Below are 25080 nucleotides of genomic sequence, written 5' to 3' on the forward strand. Positions count from 1 at the left end.
CTGTGAAATACATATGTTTATTTCACGTCCAATTATCTTTACATATATATGTAAAGACATTAAATTTGTATTGCTTTCATTACCTCTATTCTAGAAGACAGTTAAGCGTTAATTGTCCAAATGAATGGAGGTATTTTTATGTACAAAAACAAAAACTTTAAAAAATGGATTGCACCAGTCTCATTAGCTAGTTTATTGCTCACATCTCAACTTCCTGCTTCAATTATTGCCCATGCAGAGGGAAACAAGGAAGTAAATGCATCAGTGAAAAATGTTGAATACCAAAAAGCTTTAAAGAGCTCAGCTTTATGGCTATACAAAAATACCCCAAATGCTAAGTTTGGAAATGAAGATGTTGTAACTGATTTAGCACAAACTGGATTCCCTGTTGCAAAAAATTATTATACAAATTACTACAAGAATATTGTTTCAAAACTAAAAGCAAATAACGGGAAAATCTTCGATGGAGAAAGAGAAGTCTCATCAGGTAAGTACGGAAAAGTAGTACTAGCATTAACATCAATAGGAAAAGATGCTTCAAATATTGAAGGTTTTAATTTAATTCAAACTATGATGGATAAAGTTTTGAAGGAACAAGAAAATCAAACTTACTCTGCAACATCAAATTATAATGTACTTTATGCTCTTGATTCAGCAAATTACAAACTTCCTGCTGATGAAAAATATGCAAATTTAAAAGAGCAAATGGTAAAAGATTTATTAAATGATCAATTTACGGATGAAAACGAAGGTTCATTTGGGGTTGCATGGCAATGGCCTGGTGTTGATAGTACAGCTATGGTAACGACTGCATTATCAAACTACACATCTAGAGATGGTGTTAATGAATCGCTTAATAAAGCATTGAATTATTTATCACTCAAATTAAATAAAAATGCAGGTTACGATGGCTACTATGGTGGAGATAGCCCAGAATCTATATCACAAGTAATTCTAGCGCTTACTTCTTTAAACATTAATCCAAAATCGGATCTTCGTTTTATCAAAAATAACAATTGGTCTGTATCTAATTTATTGACTACATACGATCAAGCATCGGGTGGATTTAAAAACTCTCCTACATCAAAAATAGCTAACGATATGTCTACCGACCAAGCAAACCGTGCTTTAGAAGCATATGATCGTCTAGTAAATAATGAAAAGAAATTCTACGATATGTCGGATGTTAAAGCTGAAAACCTTGCATATGACACAAAAGCTCCTAAATTACCAACTGTTAAAACAGTAGCAGACAATAAAACTACTGTAACTGGTAAAACAGAATCGTACGCTACCGTAACTGTGAAAAATGGTTCTAAAATCATCGGTACAGCCATTGCAGATTTTAAAGGCGCATATTCAGTCAAAATCAAAAAACAAAAGGCTGGTACCACATTAAAAATTGCAGCAACCGATCTTGCTAAGAACACTAGCAAGACTGTCTCTGTAAAAGTTGTTGATAAAACAGCACCAAAAACACCAATCGTTAAAAAGGTAACAAAAAATTCTACAAGAATAGTTGGAACAGCAGAAGTGAAATCAACCGTTTATGTTGTGAAAAATAAGAAAGTAATACAAAAGGGAAAAGTCTCATCGAAAGGTAAATTCTCTTTATCTATCAAAAAACAAAAAACTGGTACAAAATTAACGGTTTATGTTAAGGATGCAGCCAATAACAAAAGTGCATCTAAGACGATTACTGTTAAATCAAAATAACTAGTCAACAATGTAAATTTTAACCCAGGGTGTTAGAGACAAATTCTAACACCCTATTGACATCTATATGGAGGTGTTATTTTTGAAGAAAGTACATTTTTATATTCTTTCTTTAATTATTGCGATAATCTGCCTTGCTGGTTGTAAAGTCCAAACAGTTGAACAATACAATCATCAAAATACAGATGAAAAAAGTGTAGAAGATTCTAATGAGAAAGTAATTCCTATAAATGATGATAAGAAGAAAGAAAACTTGGCCAGTAAGAAAAAGATGGAAACTGAAAAACAGGTAAATAAACAAGAAGATTCAAAGGAATCAAATGAACGTTCTGATGAATCAAGCCAGAAAGAAAAACCTCAATCGACAATACATCAAGCTAGTGAAAAGGATACTTCTGAAAAAGAAGAAAGCAGTTTAACTAAGCCGACAAACCGAGAGAAAACCGAAAAAGAGGAAAAAACAAAGAAGAAAATAGTAACAAAGCCCAATAAAGATACTGCATCCTTTAAGAAAACAAATCCACCAAAATCAGTTGCTGATTCAAAAGTGGCTGACAAAAAAGTTGTTAAAGAAAAGAAAAAATACGTTACGATTTCAGTAAGAGTTGATACTCTTTTAAAACCTGAACATTTTGCAAAACTTGAAAAACCATTACAAAGCGAAAAATATGTACCCAAAAATGGCGTAATCATTGCTCCTTCAAAATATGAAATTCTTAGTAAATATGATACAGCTTGGAGTATAACCTTAAGGGCTTTAAAAGAGCATAACATTCAATTTGAATATGAAGGCGCTGGAGAAAACAAATACGGTAGTGTCTATATTCAAGGAATTAATCATTTATATGCAAAAGATGCGGGAGCACTTTCAGGATGGATGTATAGTGTAAACGGTAAGAATCCGGGTCTAGGTTCGAGTAGTTATACAGTAAAAGATGGAGACCAAATTATTTGGCAATATACTGTGGATCTAGGTAAAGATATTGGATTGTAATTAGGAGGAAATACATTGAAAGCTTTTGCAAACTATCATCCGATTGTTCTTTTTAGTTATTTTCTATTAGTAGTAGGAATGACTATGTTTTATATGCATCCAATATACTTGATGATATCCCTTATCTTCTCGATTCTATTGAGTTTACAAGTGAACAGAACATCTTTTCTTTCCGGTTTAAAATGGATGATTCCTTTTTTCTTAGTCGCTGCTTTGATCAACCCTTTGATTAGCCATGATGGAGAACTAGTTATTTTGTACATCGATAATAATCCCATTACAATAGAAGCCATTGTATATGGCTTTGCGATGTCAATCATGATTTGTTCTGTTATTTTCTGGTTTGGTTGTTACAACACTATTATGACTTCGGATAAGTTTCTTTATTTATTCGGTAAAATTTCACCTTCATTCGCATTAATCATCTCATTGACATTGCGCTTAGTACCTCGTTTTAAACATCAAATTCGTGTAATTGCACATGCGCAAAAAACGATTGGAATGGATGTTACTACAGGAAGCTTAATACACCGCATAAAATGCGGCATTCGAATTATTTCGATTCTCATTTCATGGGCATTAGAAAATGCAATTGAAACGGCGGATTCGATGAAAGCAAGAGGATACGGGATGTCGAAGCGTTCAACTTTTTCATTGTTTACATTTAAAAAAAGAGATGGACTACTTTTATCAATCATGCTTGTATTAGCGTGTGTGAATGTGTTTGGGAGCTTTTTAGGATATAACGATTATTATTTTTATCCTACTTTTAGCGCAATAACATATCATCCGATTTCCTATCTGCTATACGGATCTTTTACTTTACTAGTAGCGATTCCAGTTATGATTGAATTTTGGGAGGCATTTAAATGGCGTTCATTGATATCCAAAAACTAAACTTCAGCTATCCGCTTGCAAAACAATCTGTATTAAATGATATTGATTTGTCTATTGAAGCAGGTGAATTTGTTGTCATATGCGGGACATCTGGTTGTGGAAAAAGTACATTATTAAAACATTTAAAAAGGGAAATAACCCCAAATGGAGATACATCCGGTTCAATTTTATTTGAAGGAATTCCACTAAGTGAATTACCTGAAAGAGTAGCTACTGCTGGAATTGGCTTTGTTATGCAAAATCCTGAAAATCAAATAGTGACAGATAAAGTTTGGCATGAATTGGCTTTTGGTTTAGAAAATCTAGGGTTTGATACGATGACAATTCGACGGAAAGTAGCCGAGATGGCCAATTATTTTGGTATTCAATCATGGTTTCGAAAAAGTACAATGGAACTTTCCGGAGGACAAAAACAAATACTTAATCTTGCTGCTATTATGGCCATGCAACCGAATCTTCTTATTTTAGATGAACCAACATCTCAACTTGATCCGATTGCTGCACGTGAATTTATCTCAACTATACACAAATTGAATGTAGATTTTGGCTTAACAATTATTTTAGTTGAACATCGATTAGAAGAGGTTTATCCAATAGCAGATCGAGTAGTAATAATGGATAGCGGAAGGATTATTTGCAACGGAACACCAAGAGTAGTTGCTCAGGAACTGCAAGAAATTTCAAATGTTCATCCGATGCTTTTAGGTTTACCTACCCCTATTCGTGTCCATCATGCACTGAATAGTCAATCAGAGGTACCTTTAACGATTCGAGAAGGTAGACAATGGTTATCCAAAAACTTTAAAGAAAATTCAACAGAAAATAATTCAAAATCTGTTGCTATTGATAAGAAACCCGTTCTGGAAGTAAATGATACTTGGTTTCGTTATGAAAAAGATGGAAATGATATATTAAGAGGTTTTTCAATAAACGTGTATCCTGGAGAAGTAATGAGTATATTAGGTGGAAATGGTGCTGGTAAAACTACTGCACTTGGTGTCATGTCTGGACTACATACACCTTACCGCGGGAAAGTAAAGGTCTTTGATAAACCCATTAGAAAATATTCAAATGAAGAATTGTATCATAAATGTCTGGCTGTTTTACCACAAGATCCACAAACGATATTAGTATCTAAAACCGTAAAACTGGAATTGGAAACAGTTGTCCAAACATTGAAATTATCAAACGAAGAAGCAGCAGATGAAATTCATTCAATCATTCATTTACTAAATTTAGAGTACCTATTAGAAAGACACCCATACGATTTAAGTGGCGGTGAACAGCAAAAGGTGGCTTTCGCAAAAATACTATTACTACATCCTCGCATTCTTTTACTAGATGAACCTACAAAAGGATTGGATGCTGCTTCAAAAGAAGTTTTAGCAGATATTTTGAAACGTTTAAAGGCAAAAGATATCGCGATTGTTATGGTAACACATGATATTGAATTTTCTGCCTCACATTCGGATCGTTGTGCACTATTTTTTGATGGAAACATTATTTCAATTGATGAAACAAAGACATTTTATAGCGGAAATCACTATTACACAACTGCTGCGCATCGAATGTCGCGCCATCTATTTTCAAATGTCATTACTTGTGAGGATGTAATCAACCGATGCAACAAACAACTAAAAGAAACAATCCAATCGTAAATAAAAGATTCATCGTTACTTCTATTATCGCCCTAATCATTATCCCTCTTTGTTTAGTGATAGGTGTTACGTTATGGGAAGATCGCCGGTATAACATTTTATCTCTTATTATTGTGCTATTTGCTTGTGTACCTTTTTTCATTTCATTTGAACAGAAAAAGCCAAAGCCAAGAGAAATCTTAATCATTGCAGTGATGTCCGCGATAGGTGTTGCAGGACGTGCTGCTTTTATATGGGCACCTGCATTTAAACCAGTTACAGCCATCGTCGCAATAACCGGATTTGCATTTGGACCTGCAGCCGGGTTTTTAACTGGTGCAACCACTGCGATTACTTCGAATATCCTCTTTGTTCAGGGGCCTTGGACACCTTTTCAAATGTTCACTTGGGGGATATTAGGCTATTTTGCAGGGATTTTAGGAAGAACAAAATGGATGGAACATAAAATACCATTAATCATTTATGGATTCTTCAGCGGTATTCTTTATTCAGTAATTATGGATATTTGGACCGTTGTTTCCTATGATGGTGAATTCTCATGGAAAAGATATCTAGCAGCAGCTGGAACAGCCATTCCTTTTACCGCAACATATGCAGTTTCTAATATTTTCTTCTTACTTGTCCTTGCTAAACCGATAGGTGAAAAACTATCTCGTATAAAAATTAAATATGGCATATTAGAATAATAGTAGAAAAAGATTGCTTTTTATGTTGAAATACAATTAAGCAATCTTTTTTCTATTAAAAATACATAATATTATTGAAACAAAATACCACCTTGCTCTAAGAATGATGTTTCGGTACTACGGAGGTAATGATATGAAAAATGGGACATTTCTAAAGCTAAAGAAGAAAACATTGCTCTTAGCTATTTGCTTAACTGGTTGCTGGTCTATGAATTATGCTCCAGACGTATCTGCAAAACAATCTACAGATGTGATGATTTCCTATAAAAATGAGGAAGGAAAAACTGACATTTTAAAAAATGTTTCAAAAGTAGAAAAGGTTTTAGAACAAGTTGGAATGGTCAGAGCGACTGTCAATGAACAACAAATAGCAAAACTTAAAAATAACAACAATATTGAATTTATCAATAATAGTTTAACGAAAATGAAAATTGCAGATGATACATCAGAGAAATCTAACCGTTCAATACCGACTTTTACTTCATATTGGAATTTAAACTATGTAAAAGCTCCATATTTTTGGAGAAACGGATACTTAGGCAAAGGTGTAAAGGTTGCGATGATCGATACAGGCATAAATAATGTACCAGACTTAAAGAATGTCGTAAAACGTATTTCATTTGTAAAAGATAATCCTAAAACAAAAACTATCGATGAATCAGACGTATGGGACAGAGGAAATTATGGCGAAGGCCATGGAACAAGTGTAGCAGCTGTCATTGGTGCTCAAATAGGTGGTAAAACATTTAATACTTCGATTTCAGATATTATTGGTGTTGCACCAAATGTTAGGCTTTATTCCTTAAAATATGCGGATGGGACAAAGGATGGTACTGTCGGAGAAATAATTACAGCTATTAATTGGTCAATAAAATACAAAATGGACATTATTAATATTTCATCTAGTGTCTATGAAGATGATGCTGGTTTGAAAAAAGCCATCGATAAAGCTGTGAAGGCGGGGATCATTATCGTTGCCTCTGCAGGTAATGAAGGATCTAACAAACCCACCTACCCTGCACGTTATAATAATGTAGTTGCTGTCAGTTCCATTGGTAAAGATAAAAAAATAAGCAAATTTTCCAATACAGGTACGTCCATTGACTTTGCGGCACCCGGAGACTATATTCCCACTATCAATAGCAAGGGTGAATTTTTCTATGCAACAGGTACATCCTACGCTGCGCCACATGTTACAGGACTACTCGCATTACTTAAAGAAAAGTATCCATATAGTTCAGTGACGGAGCTTCTTCAAAAATTAAAAACTAACGCATTGGATTTAGGGATAAAAGGCAAAGATTCTAAATACGGTTATGGTTTAGCTCAATTGCCAAAGCTTTATAATTCCGTATTGAAAGATTTAAATGATGTCCAAATTACAAAAGTTAAAGATCATCAAGCAACCATAACATATACAGTGTCTGATCCATCTTCTTTTAAAAAAGTTATTATGATCATCAATGGTACTAAGACTATATCAACAAAAAAATCATCATCTTATACGTTGAAAAATTTGGATGACAATAAGTCATATAAGGTACTTTTAAAATATGTAGATAAAAATGGTGATAGTTCTATAGGGGTAGAGAAAAATTTTCGAACAAAAGAGGATATTACCCCACCAATGGAAATCCAAAAGTTATCTAAATCCAAACTAAAGATAAACTCCGTCAAAATCTCATGGGTAAATCCAAAAGACTTTGATTTTAATCTGACAGAAATTTATGTGAATGATGAATTTGTAGATGCAACAGATTTAGAAAGTTATACGTTAAAACATTTAAAACCAAACAAAGAATATGAAATAACATTAATCACTTCGGATCTATCGGGAAATGGCTCAAATGGAGTATCTATTAAAATTCATACTCCACCTGCAAAAATAATTGCAAAACCTGTTATCAGTCCCGTTTCGACAAGTAGTAACAGTCTATCTGGTACGGCAGCGCCTAACAGCTCTATAGAAGTAAAAAAGGGTTCAAAACTAATCGCATCAGGTACTGCAAATCAAAAAGGTCATTTTAAATTAACGATTCCTTTTCAAGCGTTAGACACAAAATTGAGTATAACAGCAGCAGATTCAGTCGGAAATAAAAGTGAACCTACATTAGTCAATATTAAGCAATCAAAAATTACAGCTCAGCCAATTGTCCAAACAGTTACTACAAATACAAAATATTTGAGGGGCAACGCTGAACCTAACTCAAAAGTATATGTATATAGAAATAATAGTTTACTAGCTTCTGATAAAGTTGAGCCAAATGGTGGCTTTTCATTGTATATAAAAAATCAACCTCAAAAAACAGTATTAACAGTAATCGTAAAAAACAGTCTAGGAGTTAAAAGTAAGCCATATAAGATTACTGTTAAATAAGAGATTAAATAAGGTAAAGCAAAGCACCAATGACATGCATTGGTGCTTTATTACTGTACTAAACAATAACTTCTTTCAGATAGGTAACTAGTTCAACCAGTCAAATAAAGATCAATACTTTTATAAAATTCAATAACCATTTACGTTTATATTTTATTAAATTGATTAATATAATTTCGATAAAACTAATAAATTTCTATCGACTTTTCCCACTTTTTAGAAAGAATTTTGGTATAATATAGTTAAAAGCCCAAAAGGAGGGTTCGTCATTGAAAGAAAAGAATTTTCAACAAACAGTAGGCTTTAGTGTAAAAGATACGTTAGCTCTCTATTGGCTTTATGCAACCCAAGATTCTGAAAAGTACTCTGTAGAGATCCATCAGCAATTTCAAGATGAATTCCCAGGGCGTAAAGTTGGCTATGAATATGTTGCTAGAATAGCGAAGCAACTTGAAGCAGAGGGAGCACTTCAAGCAAGACAAATGCATAAGAAAGTCTTATATACATCAACTGAAATTGGGAGAAATAGACTTCAACGGTATAACGAGCTCTATTTTGAGAGATTTCATGAGATTGTTCTCGTTTTAGATCGTTTCTATTATGAGTTAACAAAAAATGGTGAGAAACCACCGAGACCTGAGCATCCATTACCTGAAGAATTTAGGAGTTATTTTTCTAAACTGATTTCTGTCAAAGATGCTGTGAGATATTTAGCTTTAAAGCTTTCACAAACTCGTTCTAGTTTTTATATGGCAGAAGTTGGTCAGCAATTAGAAGATTTGTTTGGTTGGTGTCCATCAAACGGCTATTTATACCAAATTGCATGGGAACTTGAAGATGAAGGTTATTTAGTGGGATCATGGCCAGATGAAAAGAGAACGGTTCGAAATTTAAGAAGTACAGATGATGGCGTATCATTTTATAAGACGATCGCTGCTTCTTTAGAAGTACGAATTACGACCACACGACGTTATTTGCGTTATATGTTAAAATTTTTCACTAAAATCCATATTAATAAATAATATATTGAATATTCTTATATCTTTGTTTATAATATGTAACATACTTACAATTTCAAATTGAAATCGTTGAGCAGGAGTAGTAAATAAGATGAAATGGTGTAGAGAGTCGGCGTTTGGTGGAAGCCGATCCATTCCCTTATTGAATGGGCCTGTGAGTGATTACTTGAACATGTAGTAGGGTAATCCGGCACATACCGTTATTATGTGAGTGGTAGCAAAATTGCTACAAAATAGGTGGTACCGCGGAATTCCGTCCTTCATAGATTTTTTTCTATGGGGACTTTTTTATTGTTGCGGTATGAGCTGGATTGAGTTGAGAAGAGCTTAGTAAAGGAGTTAAACAAATGACAGTTGAGACGAGAATGTATGAGATGAAGACAATTCAGGGTGATATGCTTACACCTATTTCGATTTACCATGCTTTAAAGGGTTCAAAGAAAATGTTATTTGAATCATCAGCAAAGCATGAAGAAAGTGGAAGATATTCATTTATCGCAGTTAATCCAGTTGCAGAAATGATTTCATCCAATAATGTTTATCAATTATTCAATAAAGAACAAGAACTACTAAAAACAGATACAGATGCATTTGAAATGCTAAAGGAATTAATCCCCACAGAAGAGGAAAGATACCCTTTTTCGTTCTTTGGGGGTGCTATTGGCTATTTTGGATATGAGACGGCATTTTATCATGAAAATATAGGAGAAATTTTACAAGACGATTTACAAATGCCAGATATGCATGTGTTGTTTTACGATACGTTTATTGTTGTCGATCACTTAAAACAAGAGGTGCATATTGTTGCTATTGATCTCTTAAAAGATGGACTTACACATGATCAATTGATTCAGCGTGTAAATGAGATTGATAGACAACTAGCTTCTCCTATTTTCACTCAAAGTGAAGACGATACAGATACAATTCAATTCCGTTCAACGATGGAAAAAGAAGAGTTTTGTATGATGGTCAAACAAGCAAAGCAACATATTGAACAGGGGGATATTTTTCAAGTTGTATTATCTCAAAGATTCGAAGCAGATTTTACGGGGAATCCGATGAATCTCTATCGAAGACTTCGAACAACTAATCCATCACCTTATATGTTCTATATGGACTTTGAAGACTATGTCATTCTTGGAACATCTCCCGAAAGTTTAGTGAAAGTAAACGGTAGAACGGTGACCACAAATCCAATTGCTGGTACTCGACGAAGAGGCCAATCTGTTGAAGAAGATTTAGCGTTAGAAAAGGAATTGTTACAAGATGAAAAGGAACTTGCTGAACATCGTATGCTTGTAGATTTAGGACGTAATGATATTGGAAAACTTTCAAAAATAGGTACAGTAAAGTTACCAAAATATATGCAAATAGAGCGTTACAAACATGTCATGCATATTGTTTCTGAAGTAACAGGGGAATTAAAAGAAGATATCCATCCTTTAGATGTATTGGCGACCTCTCTCCCAGCTGGAACAGTTTCTGGTGCACCTAAAATACGTGCTATGCAAATTATTAACCACTTGGAACATCACAAAAGAGGAGTTTATGCGGGTGCTGTAGGTTATGTCTCAATCTCTGGAGACATGGATATGGCTCTTGCTATCCGTACGATGGTTGTTACAAAAGGGAAAGCATACGTGCAAGCAGGTGCAGGAGTAGTTTATCATTCAATCCCTGAAAATGAGTACGAAGAAACACTAAACAAAGCAAAAGCATTGTTGGAGGTGCGCTCATGATTTTACTTATAGATAACTATGATTCATTTACGTATAATCTTTATCAACAAATTAGTAGTCTTGGAAAAGATGTTAAAGTCGTTCGGAACGATGCTTTGTATGTGGAAGACATTCGCAAATTACATCCGGAAGCTATCGTGATTTCTCCAGGCCCTGGAACACCAACAGAAGCGGGAATCTCCGTTGATATTATTAAAGAGCTGTATACTGAGTTCCCTATACTCGGGATTTGTTTAGGTCATCAATCTATCGGTGAAGCATTTGGTGCAAAAATTGTTCGAGCGAAACAAATTAAACATGGACTCTTTTCTGACATCGAATTCAATCAGACAGGTCTATTCGAAAAATGTCCAGAATCTGTTTCTGTAATGCGCTATCATTCATTAGTGATTGATCCAGATACCTTACCAAATGATTTAAAAGTAACGGCAGTTGCCAAAGATGATGGGGAAATCATGGCTATACAACATAAGCATTATCCCGTATATGGGTTACAATTCCATCCAGAATCTATTGGAACAAAAGAAGGTAACTTAATGATTCGGATGTTTATAGAGAGTTATAGTCAACAAATGCTGAATCATTAGGAAATGAGAAAACACTCTTATCAATTGTAAGATAAGAGTGTTTTTATATACTGTCACTTCCAATGTTAACACATAATATTATTATGTAAACTAAATAAGGTATAATTTTGATAGCAGGGAATAAGACTATATTAAAAGCCAACAGTTAAACTCGACTGTTGGCTTCATCAATCTTAAAAATATAAATTTCCTACATCCAAACTACCTAAGTGATCCCACTTAATCCACGCTAAAGCAAGTTCTTTCCCAATTTGAATATAAAATGTCGATTCTTGATCCGTATACTCTTTTTCAGTGCGATTATAAATTGCTAGTATATCTGCTAGTTCCTGATCACCTTTTAAATGAGCTGTATAAATTTCTTTGAAGGCTACTAGTTCTGGCTCTTGACTTAAGGCATTGTCGTCAAAGTCAGCAATTGCGTGTGCTAAGTGACGCAGTGTGTTCGTATCGTAATAAATGATAAATGCCCCGATAACCGGTAAATCTTTTGTTAATACTTCCGGAAGTTGATCGAACATTTTTTGTGTTTCTTCGTTTAAACCAAAATGTTCGATTTTCGCAATTTCAATATGTAATGCTGACAAGTAAGCGGATACTGCAAGTTTACTTTGTCCCATTAGATAAGCAACTTTCCCGATTCCTCGATATAGATTACTATTTGACGGTTCTTCTTTAATAGCAGCTGTGTACATATTTAAGGCTTGGTCATATCGACCTGTACGTCTTAGTTCAAGCGCGTGTTCAACCATTTTCTCAACATTTGACATAAATAATTCTCAACCTTTCTTGTTAGATGTAACTATTATATAGTATTTCGAGTGAATAGTTGAAATATATGATGGACTATTTGTTCAGCAATGTACAAAATAGCGTGTATTTTTAGTATTTTTTTAATATTACAACCTATTATAAAATCAATTTTGTAACATTTTTTAGAGAGAATTTGTGTTACTATCTATATGAAAGATTTAGTGTAAAGAGCTTACGCAATTACATCTTAGAACTGGAGATAATGATTATGGTAACAACTGAATTTCGAATCGAAAAAGATTTTATAGGAGAAAAAGAAATACCAAAAGAAGCTTATTATGGTGTTCAAACTATGAGAGCTATTGAAAACTTTCCTATTACAGGATATCGAATTCACCCTGAACTTATTAAATCTTTAGGGATTGTAAAAAAAGCTGCTGCACTTTCAAATATGGAAGTTGGCATGTTAGATAAAAATATCGGTAAGTATATTATTCAAGCTTGTGACGAAGTTATTGCTGGACAATGGAATGAGCAATTTATAGTAGATCCTATTCAAGGCGGCGCAGGCACATCTATTAACATGAATACAAATGAAGTGATTGCCAATCGCGCACTTGAATTAATGGGAGAAACAAAAGGTAATTATAAGGTAATCAGCCCAAATAGTCATATTAATATGTCACAATCAACAAATGATTCTTTTCCAACTGCAACACATATTGCGGTTTTAAGCTTATTAAATCAATTACTTGAAGCTACTAAAACAATGCAAAGTGCGTTTGTTTCTAAATCAAAAGAATTTGCTGGTATTATTAAAATGGGTCGTACACATCTTCAAGATGCAGTTCCAGTCTTACTTGGACAAGAATTTGAATCATATAGTCGTGTAGTATCACGTGATATCGATCGTATCTCACTTTCAAGACAACATCTTTATGAAGTGAACATGGGTGCAACAGCAGTAGGTACTGGATTGAATGCGGATCCAACATATATTAAATCGGTTGTTCGTAATCTTAGCGTATTAAGTGGTTTACCATTAAAAGGTGCCGAAAATTTAATAGATGCTACTCAAAATACAGATTGCTATACAGAAGTATCGGCTAATTTAAAAGTATGTATGATTAATATGTCAAAAATCGCAAATGACTTACGTTTAATGGCTTCTGGTCCACGTGATGGTTTGTTTGAAATTATCCTTCCAGCACGTCAACCAGGATCATCTATTATGCCTGGTAAAGTAAACCCTGTTATGGCTGAAGTCGTTAACCAAGTAGCTTTCCAAGTTATTGGTAATGATTTAACTATTTCTTCTGCTTCAGAAGCTGGACAATTTGAATTAAATGTCATGGAACCTGTATTATTCTTTAATTTAATTCAATCAATTTCTACTATGACAAATGTGTTTAAAGTATTTACAGAAAAATGTTTAGTTGGTATCAAAGCAAATGCAGAACATCTTAAAGAATATGTGGAAAAAAGTGTTGGTATTATAACAGCAGTGAACCCACATATCGGTTATGAACTAGCTGCACAAATTGCAAAAGAAGCATACGCTACTGGTGCTTCTGTACGTGAACTTTGCATTAAATCTGGTGCTTTAACAGCAGAACAATTAGATAAAATTTTAGATCCTTATGCAATGACAACACCAGGTATTGCTGGCGGAAAATCACTTGTTAAATAAGATTATCTAAAAACTATTAGATAAAAATCTAACGAAGAAAAAGCCTCTCTACATTAAACGGAGAGGCTTTTTTCTTTTAATACTACTGCTTATGCAACGTTATAAGCAGTTCAAGCAAATATGCTACATAATGGGTCCGCTGGTTATGTTAATGGAAGTGCACCTTCACGTAAACTAAGAGAAGCGTATTTCTTTGCTAATTTAACACCAACTTTCCGTCAATTAGAAAAAATGAAACACCTATCTAAAAACTCAATAAGTAAAGTGGTTTAGTTAATAGAGTTTTATCAAATAAGAAACGTCAAAATGAATAATTTCGGCGTTTTATTGTACGTGAATTTAGACTATGTTGAAGTTTTATGTTAATAGATTGATTTGTAATAAAAAAAGGTATGAAAAATTAATGAAAGGGAGAATTCTAATGACATATCACAATTAAGGAGGATCAGCATGGTACAACATAAAGAAACGCTCAAAGATAATGGTGCTAACCCGTTTGTCATTAATATTAACGAAGCGTCAAAGCAAAACAATAATTATCGTACCACTTTATGGACAGGCAAGCATTTACAGTTAACATTAATGAGTATAAATCCAGGAGAAGATATTGGACTAGAAACACATCCTAATGTCGATCAATTCTTACGTATAGAGCAAGGGGAAGGGGTTGCTCAAATGGGCGAGAGTAAAGATAATTTAACCTTTAAAGAAAATGTCAATGATGATTCTGCTATTTTTATCCCTGCAGGAACATGGCATAATGTAACAAATACAGGTAGTACTCCGTTAAAGTTATATTCAATCTATACCCCGCCTAACCATCCATTTGGAACGATTCATCCTACTAGAGCTGATGCAATGGCCGCAGAAAAAGAGGGAGAATAACAGTATTTGATTTGGCAAGATCTCAGATAATTTTTATCATTACAAAAAAGTCCAATTTCTCAGCATTTGAATTGAAGAATTGGGCTTTTTATATTGTAATTCCCTTAGTTTTATAAAGCTCATTCTTGAAGCAATAATAGATTAGATCAATCCTATCTTTTACAAACAGAACATTTGTTCTATCGGCGTAAAAATAGCATTTTATGATAATAATGCGATAAATTATGATAATTTAAGCAAAAATGCATTGTATAATCATAAAATATATGTATAATTATTATATTTCTCTATATATAGAACAAATGTTCCTTATATCAGATTTTTAAATTGAAAATGTTATAGACTATTATTTTTCGTTTATTAATTATTTTCATAATAATTAATTGCTTTTTCTAGAAATAATATAATTTCCTTTTTAACAGGGTAAAGGCTCAAATCAGCTGAAATCTCTTTAGATTTACGTGCTTCCCAAAATTTCTTTGCTAATTCATCATCGCCATTAAACATTTCGTTGGATAACAGTAATGTATCGTGTGCGATCAATTGACCTTCCGGGGAATCAAACGTTTTCCCATCCTCTATACATAACTCAATTCGCTTTGCTAGATTAAGCCACTTCAATAGATGATCTGAATTACTCTCCATTTTCGGAAGTTGCTTCTTTAAAGCCTCTTGTTCTTCTTTATTGAATAATTTATTCAATACTTCATTTTTCCTTTGCAGTTTCAAAGATTGGTTTTCTTCTGAAAGGAGCGGCAATAATTGCTCCCAGTGAATATCATCATCCAGTTTCAACATATTCACTAGCGTATTTGTATGATTCAAGGATTGTTGCAAGTGTTTGATTTTATCTTCAAGCTGCGTTTTATGTATGTATAGTGTTGTTTGAATCGTAACTTGGTTCATTATTTTTTTGATATCTTCTAAAGATATAGAAGCGGATTTTAGTAGCAAAATCTTTTCTAGAAGCAGTAGATCATCAGTTGAATAGTATCGCTTCCCATTATTCTCTTTTAAAGTAGGCTTTACTAGATCAATTTCATCATAATATCGCAGTGTACGTAAGGATATATTTAGCTTTTTCGATACCTCTCCTGTAGAAAAATACGTCATTGAATCCATCCTCCTTAAAATAACGCTTGTAGGTTACGTAACGTCACCATTTATTCTAAATGTAACATACTTTATTTTTCAGGGGGAATTTAAGAATGAAGAAAGATAGTACTGCATCTTCGAAATGGACTTATAAGGAATTTACTTTATTACTTTTGCTAACGCTGGTTTTTGTACCATTCTTCATCGAATATTTATTACATGGTTTTTTACTGCGGATATTCCAGGATAGACTTTATTCGGGCACAGCTACTGGTTTTCTAATGGCGATTGTATTTACTCTAGGTGTATATTTTATTGCGCTCAAGCCACATCATTTGAAATGGTTTGAAATAGGCCTATGTCGGTTTACTAAAAGCTATTGGAAATCTATCATTTATTGGATATTCATTTTAATAGTTACTAATTGCATGATTTTAATGTTGATGTACCTATTCCATATAGGTGTTGAAAATACGAAGACTGAGTCATTACAAAGAAATATCACTTGGTTTACATTTAGCATTGCATTTATATCAGCAGCCATTATTTCACCTATTTACGAGGAAATTTTCTATCGGGGCTTTCTTTATAAATGGATGAAGTTAAGATGGGGAGTTAGAAGCGGAATACTATTTAGCTCGCTCATTTTTACAATCGTTCATATTCCAACGTATAACACGCTACCAGTGAACTTTATCTCAGGCTTAGTATTTGCATGGACTTATGAAAAATCAGGTTCTATAATACCTGCGATGATTATTCATAGTGTTTTAAACGGTATTGCTGTTATTCTGACGGTACTTTAACCAATTTTCATGTTGAGTTATATTAAAAGCTAAAATTTTTTCGTCATAGAAGTGTTTAAAAATATTGGTGTATACTTGATTATGAAAAATGAAAATGTAGTTAGTTTTTCAAATACGAAAGAAGATAACCGAGCATTATTGCTTTGGGATTGATTGACTTTGCTAGAAATGGAGATAATTAACGTGGAAAAGGGAAAAATTTGGACAAAGGATTTTATATTTTTATTAGCATCTAATTTCTTAGTTGCTTTAAGCTTTTACTTATTAATGACATCGATGGCTGTATATGCGATGCAGCAATTTAAAGCATCAGAGAGTAGCGCTGGATTAGCCGCAAGTATCTTTGTTGTGGGGGCGTTATTTGCACGATTGTTTGCAGGAAGATTTCTTGATGTAATAGGGCGTAAAAAATTATTGTATAGTGGATTAACGTTATTTTTAATTGCTTCGATTACATATTTATTTGTTACAAGCATTGGTTTCTTAATGGTTATTCGATTTTTACATGGGATTGCATTTGGTATTTCGACGACTATTTTGGTAACTGTATCTATGGCAAGACTACCAGATGATAAAAGAGGCGAAGGTACGGGGTATTTTTCATTAAGCACGGCAGCTGCAACAGCTATTGGTCCCTTTTTAGCGTTGTATATTACGAATAATTTTAGTTATAACACGATGTTCGCTTATTGTATAACTTTCAGTATCCTAGCATTGGTATCAACAGCATTAGGTAAAATAACAGAGGTTGATTTAACACCGGAACAAAAAGAGAATTTGAAAAAGGGCTTTAAATTGAAAGATTTCTTTGAGAAAAAAGCTCTTCCGATTTCATTGCTTATGTTCATAAGTGGTATTACTTATTCAAGTATTATTTCTTTTATTAATTCGTATGCTATTGAGATCAATTTAACAAAAGCTGCTTCTTTTTTCTTTGTCGTTTACGCTATATTCTTATTTATAGCTCGTCCGATTGCTGGAAAATTGTTTGACAAAAAAGGTGAAAATATCGTTGTTTATCCTTCTTTTGTATTGTTTGCGAGTAGCTTATTATTAATTGCTTTTGCGAACAATGGTTTTATTCTTTTACTGGCGGGCGTATTTTTAGCTTTAGGGTACGGAACATTAATGTCTAGTATGCAAACAATTGTGTAAAAGTATCACCACCACATCGCTTAGGATTAGCCATTTCAACGTTTTTCGTTTGCATGGATGCCGGTATGGGAATCGGAGCTTATGTTATTGGCTTAATTGTTGAACAATTTGGTTTTCATACGATGTACATTATTTTAGCTATAGCCATCTTCTTATTAATTCCTGCTTATTATTTTGTACATGGTAGAAAAGCAAGTAGTGTAAAAGTGTAGGGGATTGTAAACATACATTTACCTAAAGTTGCTGTCTGTCGATTGCAGATAGCAACTTTTTTATTGTCTTTATTCTAGTTAAGTAGTTTTTGAAGTAAGTGGTATGTATCATTCTTGATTAAAAATTAGCTTACAATATTCAAAGTATAAACACGAACAATCGACTATTAATGCAAGTAATCATTCATATTAATTGCTAAAAAATGCGATTTCACCATCGGCTGGATAAAATTCGAAATAGCTTAAACACGAACGATTAAATTAAGAATACCCTACCGCTTAAAAGTAATATTTTACTGGGCTTTTATTAGAATTAATTGCTACGATACATTAAATGAATTTGCTTTGTGATTGTTTCAGGTTATCACCATGCCACTTAATACAGCGGCTCTCAACGCATTGCCACGCGAATTAGCGTCGCATGGTTCAGCAGTAAACAATACAGTACGCCAGTTAGCCGGTGCAGTCGGTACTGCTGTCATTGTCACAATTTACTCAACACAGTTAACACACGCAATGAAAGTATCAACAACATCACCACTAGCAACAGCAGCCGGCGAGACATATTTCTACTTGTTTATACTTGCTTGTATCACATTTGTTTTAGCTTGGTTTACACCGAAACCGAAAAAGGTTGAAATACAAGTGTCTTAAATTTAATAAATCTCTTTATTTTTAAATCATAGGTACTTGAAGTTGCTGTCTGTATTTTGCGGGCAGCAACTTTTTTATTATTTTTAACCTAGATAAGTAGTTTTTAGCGTTATATTGACTATGTAAGTAGACAATGAAGATGTAATATTGAAGTAAGAAGATGAAATTAGCACTTTTCTTGACCAACAGAACGTTAGTTCGCATTATATAAATAAAGAAGTATTTAGTGTATCTCAAGTAGAAAATCACTAATTATCTATGGAAAGAAAGGGGATAGCTATGCCTAGAAAACCTGGTATTACAGATGAAGATATTATTTGTTTGTATAAAAGTGGACTTTCGGACAAAGAATTATCGTCTATTATCGGCTTAACGAATCGTGCTATTCGAAATGTGATCAATAAACATGGAATAAAATTAAATGGTGTACCAAGAAAACATAAAGTAAATGAGCATTTCTTTAAAGATTGGACACATGAGATGGCTTGGGTTTTAGGGATGTTTATCACAGATGGATGTGTACACAAAGGTACGCAAACAATATCTTTTTCACAAAAAGATGAAACGATATTAAAAGAAATCGCTAATTATATGGATGCAGATTATGTTCTTGCACCAACAGGTCCAACAAGAACTGTGCCAACTTTATTGATCAATTCAAAAATCATTAAAAATGATCTTCAGAACTTAGGAATTACATCTAAAAAGTCGTTAACTGTACCGTTTCCGGAAGTTCCAGAAGAGTTTTTACCATCATTTATTAGAGGAGTAATAGATGGTGATGGGTGGGTTCAAAAAAGAGGTTATGTAATGAATATAACGACTGCTAGTGAACAATTTGCAGATGGTTTATTATCAGTATTTCAAAATTGGGGTTTACGATCTGAAATTACAATCGAAATGACTCAAGCTAGTCGTAAAATTTTCCGAGTATGGGTGAAAGGAAAAAATACTTTACCAAGACTAGCCGAAATTATTTATAATAATGTACCAGAACACTATATTTCAAATAAAAAAGCGCTTATGCTAAAGCATAAAATTTAAAATAAGGACTGAATGCAATGTGGAAAAATATAAACGGTAAATTGTATCAATCAATTGATACAGCAAGAGTAAAATTTAGAACAAATATTAGTAAATCATTATTAAATCAATTAGATAAGATTGCTGTTGAAAATGACACCCATGTAAATTATTTATTGGAATCTGGGCTAAAAAATCTAATAGAGCTAGATACTATTACATTCGATAAAAAGTGCCGTCCTAAAGATCGTGTACAATATAAAACTACATACGATTCAGAATTACTTGAACAGATTAAAATATTTGCGAAAAAACATCATTTATTTATAAACGATGTAATTGAATATAGTGTAAAATACATTGATCTGGAAGAAGTGAAAAAAAGCCGTCATAGATTCAGAATAGAATAGTGTTTATCGCTATTCTAAACTACGCCCCGGTCATAATATAAATTCTAGGAAGTTGCGTTTCATTCCAAAAGTATACTTGAAATAGTGAGATATTTTAAGTTTTTAAACAAAATAAAAACTTCAGCATTTTTATATACTGAAGTTTTTCACCGTATTATTTATTTGTTTGATAATTAATCTTTATCAAATGGATTTCACACCAAATGCTCCGTATATTAATTATGTCTTTTCGTTATTCTTGTGCGTCTTTATCCTTGTATATCCACTTCGAATCTTCCATTTCATGGTTTTATATATGTGTATTATCATCGTTTTTAATTCTGTTATTTGATACGAATTCTGTATAGTTTTTTGAATATTAATACTTACATTATCATCCATCGATTCTAAATTTTTTATGGCTTTTTCAAATTGTTTCTCTGATACTTTTATTCTCATATCGATTAATACTAACGGGATTAAGCATGTAGATAAAATCAGTACGATATAAACCAAAAACAATACTGATCCCCCTTTCCTATCCTCTATTTCTACTACACACTATTCCCTTATTTATATGATTAATAAACATCAGTGATACAAATTTTTCAAATTATTTAAAAATACGCCACATTTTTTCATTAGAATTAAGTTTCATTTCAATTTCTTTACATTTTATTAAAATTACAATAAAAGTTATTATCTGTTAGGTTTATAATGTAATCGTACTACTTCAACAATAGTTATTCATAAGGAGACTTTTATGAAAAAGATTATGCTTATCGGTTCAGGAGGTTCAGGAAAATCTACATTAGCTAGACAGTTAGGCAATATTTTAAACATACAGGTATACCATCTAGATGCGATATTTTGGAAACCTAATTGGGAAGGCGTTTCAAAGGAAGAACAAATAAGCATTCAAACAGATCTAGTCAAAAAAGATGAATGGCTTATTGATGGAAATTATGGAGGGACATTGGATATTAGGATGGATGCAGCAGATACAATCATCTTTCTTGATATAAATAGAACAATTTGATTTTGATTTTTTAAGATGGATATGGAATTATCCTAAGATGAAAAGACCTGATATTTTAAGAAAGCTTCATGACTTGCCTGAAAATAAACAAATTATCATATTAAAATCCAAGAAAGATGTCCAAACATTTTTGGAGTATTTAAAAACTAAATCTGCTGAAAGAATACTATAAAAATAACCATCATATTATCGGTATGATGGTTATTTTTATATAAGTTAGTCCTCTTTGCTAAAGCCATTCAAAGAATATGTGGTTTCAACCATAAACTTGAGAAGTCTACATAACCAAAGCTTTTTATAGAAATATTTTGAAGATCTGTAGTAAACGGTATCATTCTTTTTGAATAGTAAAGTGGAATTAGAATCGATTTTTCGATTAACATTTTTTCAATTTGATGATTTAATTCCGTCCAATTTGCAATCGATGTACATTTATAGTTTGAGGATAATTCCTTTATATCAGAATCGACAGAAAATGCTTCTGAAATTAAATAATCTAATCCCTTTACTAGATGAAAGAACGAATATTGTGGATTCACTTCATATACTTCACCGAATATAGTAATATCCGCTTCAATATCTTTTAAATTCCCATAGAGGGCATCATTAAACGTTTTATGAACAATCTCTATCTGAATACCAGCTGCTTCTATTTTCTCTTTCAACCAATATGACATTTCCTTCGTATAGTTAACTACTTGCATTTTAAGTGGTCTATATATACGAGGTTTTTCTTTTATGAGAGGAATGTTAAACGCTTCCCTATTCCCCAACTGAAACCCTTCTGCATTTGGATAATAAGAGCCTTTAAAACTTTCATGTGAAGCTATTTCATGACGATATTTTGCAATGATTTGATGGATATAATGACGTAAATCTGGATTTTCAAGCGGAGATTCATGACAATAATTCATAACAACTACACCAAATCCAGAATCACTTTTCACTTCAAACAACTCATCTGCTTCATCTGTTTGAGAAGTATGATAGATGATTTCAAAATCTGTAGGTACTTGAATAAACTCAATTCTATCAAGTAGTGGACGTTCTTTATAATAAGTATCAAATGCCTTTATAAGCGTTCTTGTTTCATTATCTTCAACAAGATAAAAAGGACCTGTTCCAATTAAATTTCCTTCGTACGCTTTATAGATACTTGCATATGTATTACTTAATAGAGGCAGCATATAATCTGCAAATGAATGAAGATCAAAATCTACTACATAAGGTGCTGGCGAATAAATACGATAAACAGGTTCCCAAATGTCAACATGTCTAGGATGCCTTCTAAGCTTTTCTAAACACGATACAACATCTGAAGCTGTTAACAGCGAGCCATCATGAAAACGAACACCTTTTCTTAGATAAATACGAAATTTCCCTTCTAAACATTCCCAACTATGCGCAATCCCTGGAGTAAAGTCCCCTGCTTCGTCAACATTAATAAGACGATCATAAAGTGTAGTGACCATATTAGCGCTATATACATCTATTGCCTCTAAAGGATGAAATGAGATAAATCGAAAACGTAACGGAATGATAAGGCTATCGTTTTCATCTTGTATAAATCCAATTTTTGTTTGAAATAGAGTCGTTAACCGCTCCTTACTTGAAGGAGACCAATCAAACGTTAGTAATTTCGCTGCATTTTCTACAGATTCCTCTTCCACCAATCTGATTGCCTCTTTAAGATAAATCGTTTCAACTGGTTTTAGCCATTCAATATATGAGCTATTCCCTCTTCCTTTACCAGGTATGTATCTTATCCAACCATTATCTTGCCATTTCCGTAACAAACGCGTTGTTTGTTTAAGTGATAGTCCTAGTACATTAGCAACTTGTTGTTGCTTACATTCCCCTGTCTTAACGTTTTGATAAAGCTTTAAAAGCATACTATCCATTCTCTCACCCTTTCAAAACTAGACATCATTTTCTATATTGTCTATTTTTAACATTATAAGTCTAGTTTACTATTATTGAAAAGAGAGAGGTGAACAACATGAATATTTTTCAATTACCACAAAATATTAAATTACGATTAATCACATCATTTTTCAATCGAATGGCTTCAAACTCTGTGATGCCGTTCATGGCGTTGTTTTTTACACAAGAGAAAAATAAAATTTATGCAGGAATTATATTAGTAATCTCTGTGGCTGTAAGTTTTATTTCTGGGATTATTGGAGGTTATTTAGCAGATCGCTTTAAACGAAAGCATCTTCTCTATTGGACATCTACAATTGCGCCTACATTTCTATTAATCATGACGTTATGTCTTATTCCTGAACATAGACCGATTTACTTATTTGCAGTCATTTACTTGCTATTTATCTTCTCAAACAATTTAGGACGCCCTGCTTTAGAAGCTATCATATTGGATTCATCAACGCCTAAAAATAGAAAAGCTATTTATACATTAGAGTATTGGTTAACGAATTTGTCTATCAGTCTTGGAGCAATTTTAGGCGGGTTACTATACATCAATCATCAAATTTTATTATTCGCTATTTTAACCATTATTACTTATGGTATTTCAGTAGCATATTTTATCTGGTTAGAAGATGAACAAGTATCAGTAAGAAAGAAAACCAATGACAATATGTTTATTGACTTATTACAAAGCTATCAAACCGCATTAATGGATAAACGTTTTGTACAGTTAGTGTTAGGGTTTATGTTTGTATTTACTGCTGAACGTTCTCTTAGTAGTTATATAAGCGTACGCCTTAAAGAAACATTTGATACCATTTCAATATTCAATTTTGAAATTGAAGGGGTACGGATGTATAGTATTTTAAACGTTGAAAATACGTTATTAGTTGTTTGTTTTACTTTCTTAATAGCAAATTTGACTAAATCATTATCCAATAAGAAAATACTCTTAATAGGGTTAATCTTATATGGTATTGGCTATAGTTTAATAACTTCCGCTAATAACTTTTTTGTTCTAATCTTATTAGGATTTATCGCTACACTTGGAGAACTATTGTATTCACCTGTTTTTAACACAGAACAAGCAAATTGCATTCCAGAAGACCAAAGAGGTTCCTACTTAGCGTTTTCTAGCTTAAGCTTTAACGGAGCTACCTTGCTGAGTAACGCTTCATTGATCTTAGGTGCATACCTTTTACCTTGGCAAATGTCGATTTGGATTGCAATTATTATTTTTCTAGGTATTTTCATCATGTATCATGGGTTATATTATGTAAAAAAAAGAGAGCAATTTGCTTAATGCTCTCTTTTTTAGTTCATATTTTTTTCGAATAAGGTCAAAGATAAATTCTCTTCAACTGTTAATTCTATTAACATTGTAAAACCATTCTTTTGATAAAATTCTATGGCTGGTGAATTTTTGGAGCCAGTTGTTACAATCATTTTTTTTGCATCATGAAATTCTTCCTGAAGAAAGTATAGAAGTTTTTTTGCAATTCCTTTTCTCAAATGATTAGGATGAACAAATAAACGATGGATATCTACTATATCTTCCTCAAGTTTCACCGATATTACGCCACACAACTCTTCATCTATAAAATATCCAAAGAATGTTTCATCACAATTATGTAATGACGCAACAGTATCTTTCAAAGGAGGTATTTCATAATTATCTAGTAACGCTGCTTCTATCCTATAAGATGGAAATTGAACACTCAAAACACGTTCAGCGCTTTCTAGATTCTTAATGTTAATCTTTTTGATCAATCTATAT

23 protein-coding genes, 2 pseudogenes and 1 other annotated feature are annotated in these 25080 nt (G+C 32.8%); of the genes and pseudogenes, 20 read left to right on the forward strand and 5 right to left on the reverse strand.

Going from position 1 to position 25080, the window contains the following annotated elements:
• The first annotated feature begins 138 nt into the window (after positions 1–138).
• The 9 genes from CW357_RS05590 (at position 139) to CW357_RS05630 (ending at position 11673) form a co-directional block, all read left to right on the forward strand.
• The gene (locus CW357_RS05590; protein WP_124217547.1) at positions 139–1716 is read left to right on the forward strand and encodes an Ig-like domain-containing protein; all 1578 of its coding nucleotides are present in this window, start codon (positions 139–141) and stop codon (positions 1714–1716) included.
• An 82-nt stretch (positions 1717–1798) separates the two neighbouring features.
• Positions 1799–2710: a DUF4430 domain-containing protein gene (locus CW357_RS05595; protein WP_164489548.1), complete on the forward strand. Its 912-nt coding sequence runs from the start codon at positions 1799–1801 to the stop codon at positions 2708–2710.
• A gap of 15 nt (positions 2711–2725) precedes the next feature.
• Complete coding sequence (locus tag CW357_RS05600; RefSeq protein WP_241155048.1) at positions 2726–3607, forward strand: energy-coupling factor transporter transmembrane component T; 882 nt, start codon at positions 2726–2728, stop codon at positions 3605–3607.
• Positions 3580–5265, forward strand: coding sequence for an ABC transporter ATP-binding protein (locus CW357_RS05605; RefSeq protein WP_124217549.1), 1686 nt, complete (start codon positions 3580–3582; stop codon positions 5263–5265). The genes CW357_RS05600 and CW357_RS05605 overlap by 28 nt, the downstream gene beginning before the upstream one ends.
• Complete coding sequence (locus CW357_RS05610) at positions 5229–5951, forward strand: ECF transporter S component (RefSeq protein WP_124217550.1); 723 nt, start codon at positions 5229–5231, stop codon at positions 5949–5951. Before CW357_RS05605 ends, CW357_RS05610 begins: the two co-directional genes overlap by 37 nt.
• Positions 5952–6084: 133 nt before the next feature.
• Positions 6085–8328: a S8 family serine peptidase gene (locus CW357_RS05615; protein ID WP_164489549.1), complete on the forward strand. Its 2244-nt coding sequence runs from the start codon at positions 6085–6087 to the stop codon at positions 8326–8328.
• Between the two features lie 269 nt (positions 8329–8597).
• Positions 8598–9350: a helix-turn-helix transcriptional regulator gene (locus CW357_RS05620; protein ID WP_124217552.1), complete on the forward strand. Its 753-nt coding sequence runs from the start codon at positions 8598–8600 to the stop codon at positions 9348–9350.
• A 57-nt stretch (positions 9351–9407) separates the two neighbouring features.
• Positions 9408–9611, forward strand: a binding site (T-box leader).
• Positions 9612–9694: 83 nt separating this feature from the next.
• Positions 9695–11086 carry an anthranilate synthase component I gene (trpE, locus tag CW357_RS05625; RefSeq protein ID WP_124217553.1) on the forward strand — a complete coding sequence of 464 codons (1392 nt, stop codon included), beginning with the start codon at positions 9695–9697 and terminating at the stop codon, positions 11084–11086.
• On the forward strand, positions 11083–11673 hold the full coding sequence (locus tag CW357_RS05630; protein WP_119417077.1) for an anthranilate synthase component II: 591 nt from the start codon (positions 11083–11085) through the stop codon (positions 11671–11673). Before trpE ends, CW357_RS05630 begins: the two co-directional genes overlap by 4 nt.
• Before the next feature lie 173 nt (positions 11674–11846).
• Here the strand turns inward: CW357_RS05630 and CW357_RS05635 are convergent, their stop codons facing one another.
• Positions 11847–12443: a tetratricopeptide repeat protein gene (locus tag CW357_RS05635; RefSeq protein ID WP_124217554.1), complete on the reverse strand. Its 597-nt coding sequence runs from the start codon at positions 12441–12443 to the stop codon at positions 11847–11849.
• Positions 12444–12691: 248 nt separating this feature from the next.
• Between CW357_RS05635 and aspA the strand changes: the two genes are divergently transcribed.
• From aspA to CW357_RS05650, 3 genes are all read left to right on the forward strand, one after another.
• Positions 12692–14116 (forward strand): aspartate ammonia-lyase, encoded by a 1425-nt coding sequence (aspA, locus tag CW357_RS05640; protein WP_199670778.1) that lies wholly within the window; start codon positions 12692–12694, stop codon positions 14114–14116.
• A gap of 120 nt (positions 14117–14236) precedes the next feature.
• Complete coding sequence (locus tag CW357_RS05645) at positions 14237–14389, forward strand: hypothetical protein (protein ID WP_371683801.1); 153 nt, start codon at positions 14237–14239, stop codon at positions 14387–14389.
• A 126-nt stretch (positions 14390–14515) separates the two neighbouring features.
• Positions 14516–15001, forward strand: a complete 486-nt coding sequence (locus tag CW357_RS05650) for a cupin domain-containing protein (RefSeq protein WP_233548151.1) — start codon at positions 14516–14518, stop codon at positions 14999–15001.
• 360 nt (positions 15002–15361) lie between these two features.
• Here CW357_RS05650 and CW357_RS05655 read toward each other — a convergent pair whose 3' ends face one another.
• The gene (locus tag CW357_RS05655; RefSeq protein ID WP_124217555.1) at positions 15362–16114 is read right to left on the reverse strand and encodes a MerR family transcriptional regulator; all 753 of its coding nucleotides are present in this window, start codon (positions 16112–16114) and stop codon (positions 15362–15364) included.
• A 95-nt stretch (positions 16115–16209) separates the two neighbouring features.
• On the opposite strand from CW357_RS05655, the gene CW357_RS05660 reads away from it, so the two are divergent.
• From CW357_RS05660 to CW357_RS05680, 6 genes and pseudogenes are all read left to right on the forward strand, one after another.
• The gene (locus CW357_RS05660; protein ID WP_124217556.1) at positions 16210–16902 is read left to right on the forward strand and encodes a CPBP family intramembrane glutamic endopeptidase; all 693 of its coding nucleotides are present in this window, start codon (positions 16210–16212) and stop codon (positions 16900–16902) included.
• A 183-nt stretch (positions 16903–17085) separates the two neighbouring features.
• A complete protein-coding gene (locus CW357_RS05665) occupies positions 17086–18057 on the forward strand; it encodes an MFS transporter (protein WP_241155049.1) in 972 nt (323 codons plus the stop codon).
• Positions 18058–18110: 53 nt separating this feature from the next.
• Positions 18111–18269, forward strand: a complete 159-nt coding sequence (locus tag CW357_RS18535; protein WP_241155050.1) for a hypothetical protein — start codon at positions 18111–18113, stop codon at positions 18267–18269.
• Positions 18270–18632: 363 nt separating this feature from the next.
• A pseudogene (locus CW357_RS18540) lies at positions 18633–18923 on the forward strand (MFS transporter); the annotation flags it as partial.
• A 279-nt stretch (positions 18924–19202) separates the two neighbouring features.
• Positions 19203–19967 carry an LAGLIDADG family homing endonuclease gene (locus CW357_RS05675; protein WP_164489550.1) on the forward strand — a complete coding sequence of 255 codons (765 nt, stop codon included), beginning with the start codon at positions 19203–19205 and terminating at the stop codon, positions 19965–19967.
• Between the two features lie 17 nt (positions 19968–19984).
• Positions 19985–20356, forward strand: a complete 372-nt coding sequence (locus CW357_RS05680) for an rRNA methyltransferase (RefSeq protein ID WP_124217558.1) — start codon at positions 19985–19987, stop codon at positions 20354–20356.
• Between the two features lie 219 nt (positions 20357–20575).
• Here the strand turns inward: CW357_RS05680 and CW357_RS05685 are convergent, their stop codons facing one another.
• On the reverse strand, positions 20576–20857 hold the full coding sequence (locus CW357_RS05685) for a hypothetical protein (protein ID WP_119415910.1): 282 nt from the start codon (positions 20855–20857) through the stop codon (positions 20576–20578).
• A gap of 241 nt (positions 20858–21098) precedes the next feature.
• Here CW357_RS05685 and CW357_RS05690 point away from each other — a divergent pair.
• Positions 21099–21546, forward strand: a pseudogene (locus CW357_RS05690) (topology modulation protein).
• A 67-nt stretch (positions 21547–21613) separates the two neighbouring features.
• Here CW357_RS05690 and CW357_RS05695 read toward each other — a convergent pair.
• Positions 21614–23275 (reverse strand): ABC transporter substrate-binding protein, encoded by a 1662-nt coding sequence (locus CW357_RS05695; protein WP_124217559.1) that lies wholly within the window; start codon positions 23273–23275, stop codon positions 21614–21616.
• Positions 23276–23373: 98 nt separating this feature from the next.
• Here CW357_RS05695 and CW357_RS05700 point away from each other — a divergent pair, with 98 nt between their 5' ends.
• Entirely contained in the window at positions 23374–24606 is a 1233-nt protein-coding gene (locus CW357_RS05700) for an MDR family MFS transporter (RefSeq protein WP_124217560.1), read from the forward strand.
• 11 nt (positions 24607–24617) lie between these two features.
• Here the strand turns inward: CW357_RS05700 and CW357_RS05705 are convergent, their stop codons facing one another.
• Positions 24618–25073: a GNAT family N-acetyltransferase gene (locus CW357_RS05705; protein ID WP_124217561.1), complete on the reverse strand. Its 456-nt coding sequence runs from the start codon at positions 25071–25073 to the stop codon at positions 24618–24620.
• Positions 25074–25080 lie beyond the last annotated feature (7 nt).

The organism is Rummeliibacillus sp. TYF005, assembly GCF_003844195.1.
Taxonomy (GTDB): Bacteria; Bacillota; Bacilli; order Bacillales_A; family Planococcaceae; genus Rummeliibacillus.

What these genes read in the sequence shown, in the direction of transcription:
- CW357_RS05680 (WP_124217558.1), top strand. Translation starts at nt 19,985, where the DNA reads ATGTGGAAAAATATAAACGGTAAATTGTATCAATCAATTGATACAGCA.
- CW357_RS05590 (WP_124217547.1), top strand. Translation starts at nt 139, where the DNA reads ATGTACAAAAACAAAAACTTTAAAAAATGGATTGCACCAGTCTCATTA.
- CW357_RS05630 (WP_119417077.1), top strand. Translation starts at nt 11,083, where the DNA reads ATGATTTTACTTATAGATAACTATGATTCATTTACGTATAATCTTTAT.
- CW357_RS05675 (WP_164489550.1), top strand. Translation starts at nt 19,203, where the DNA reads ATGCCTAGAAAACCTGGTATTACAGATGAAGATATTATTTGTTTGTAT.
- trpE (WP_124217553.1), top strand. Translation starts at nt 9,695, where the DNA reads ATGACAGTTGAGACGAGAATGTATGAGATGAAGACAATTCAGGGTGAT.
- CW357_RS05660 (WP_124217556.1), top strand. Translation starts at nt 16,210, where the DNA reads ATGAAGAAAGATAGTACTGCATCTTCGAAATGGACTTATAAGGAATTT.
- CW357_RS05610 (WP_124217550.1), top strand. Translation starts at nt 5,229, where the DNA reads ATGCAACAAACAACTAAAAGAAACAATCCAATCGTAAATAAAAGATTC.
- CW357_RS05615 (WP_164489549.1), top strand. Translation starts at nt 6,085, where the DNA reads ATGAAAAATGGGACATTTCTAAAGCTAAAGAAGAAAACATTGCTCTTA.
- CW357_RS05635 (WP_124217554.1), bottom strand. Translation starts at nt 12,443, where the DNA reads ATGTCAAATGTTGAGAAAATGGTTGAACACGCGCTTGAACTAAGACGT.
- CW357_RS05605 (WP_124217549.1), top strand. Translation starts at nt 3,580, where the DNA reads ATGGCGTTCATTGATATCCAAAAACTAAACTTCAGCTATCCGCTTGCA.
- CW357_RS05645 (WP_371683801.1), top strand. Translation starts at nt 14,237, where the DNA reads ATGCTACATAATGGGTCCGCTGGTTATGTTAATGGAAGTGCACCTTCA.
- CW357_RS05695 (WP_124217559.1), bottom strand. Translation starts at nt 23,275, where the DNA reads ATGGATAGTATGCTTTTAAAGCTTTATCAAAACGTTAAGACAGGGGAA.
- CW357_RS18535 (WP_241155050.1), top strand. Translation starts at nt 18,111, where the DNA reads ATGGATGCCGGTATGGGAATCGGAGCTTATGTTATTGGCTTAATTGTT.
- CW357_RS05700 (WP_124217560.1), top strand. Translation starts at nt 23,374, where the DNA reads ATGAATATTTTTCAATTACCACAAAATATTAAATTACGATTAATCACA.
- CW357_RS05655 (WP_124217555.1), bottom strand. Translation starts at nt 16,114, where the DNA reads ATGACGTATTTTTCTACAGGAGAGGTATCGAAAAAGCTAAATATATCC.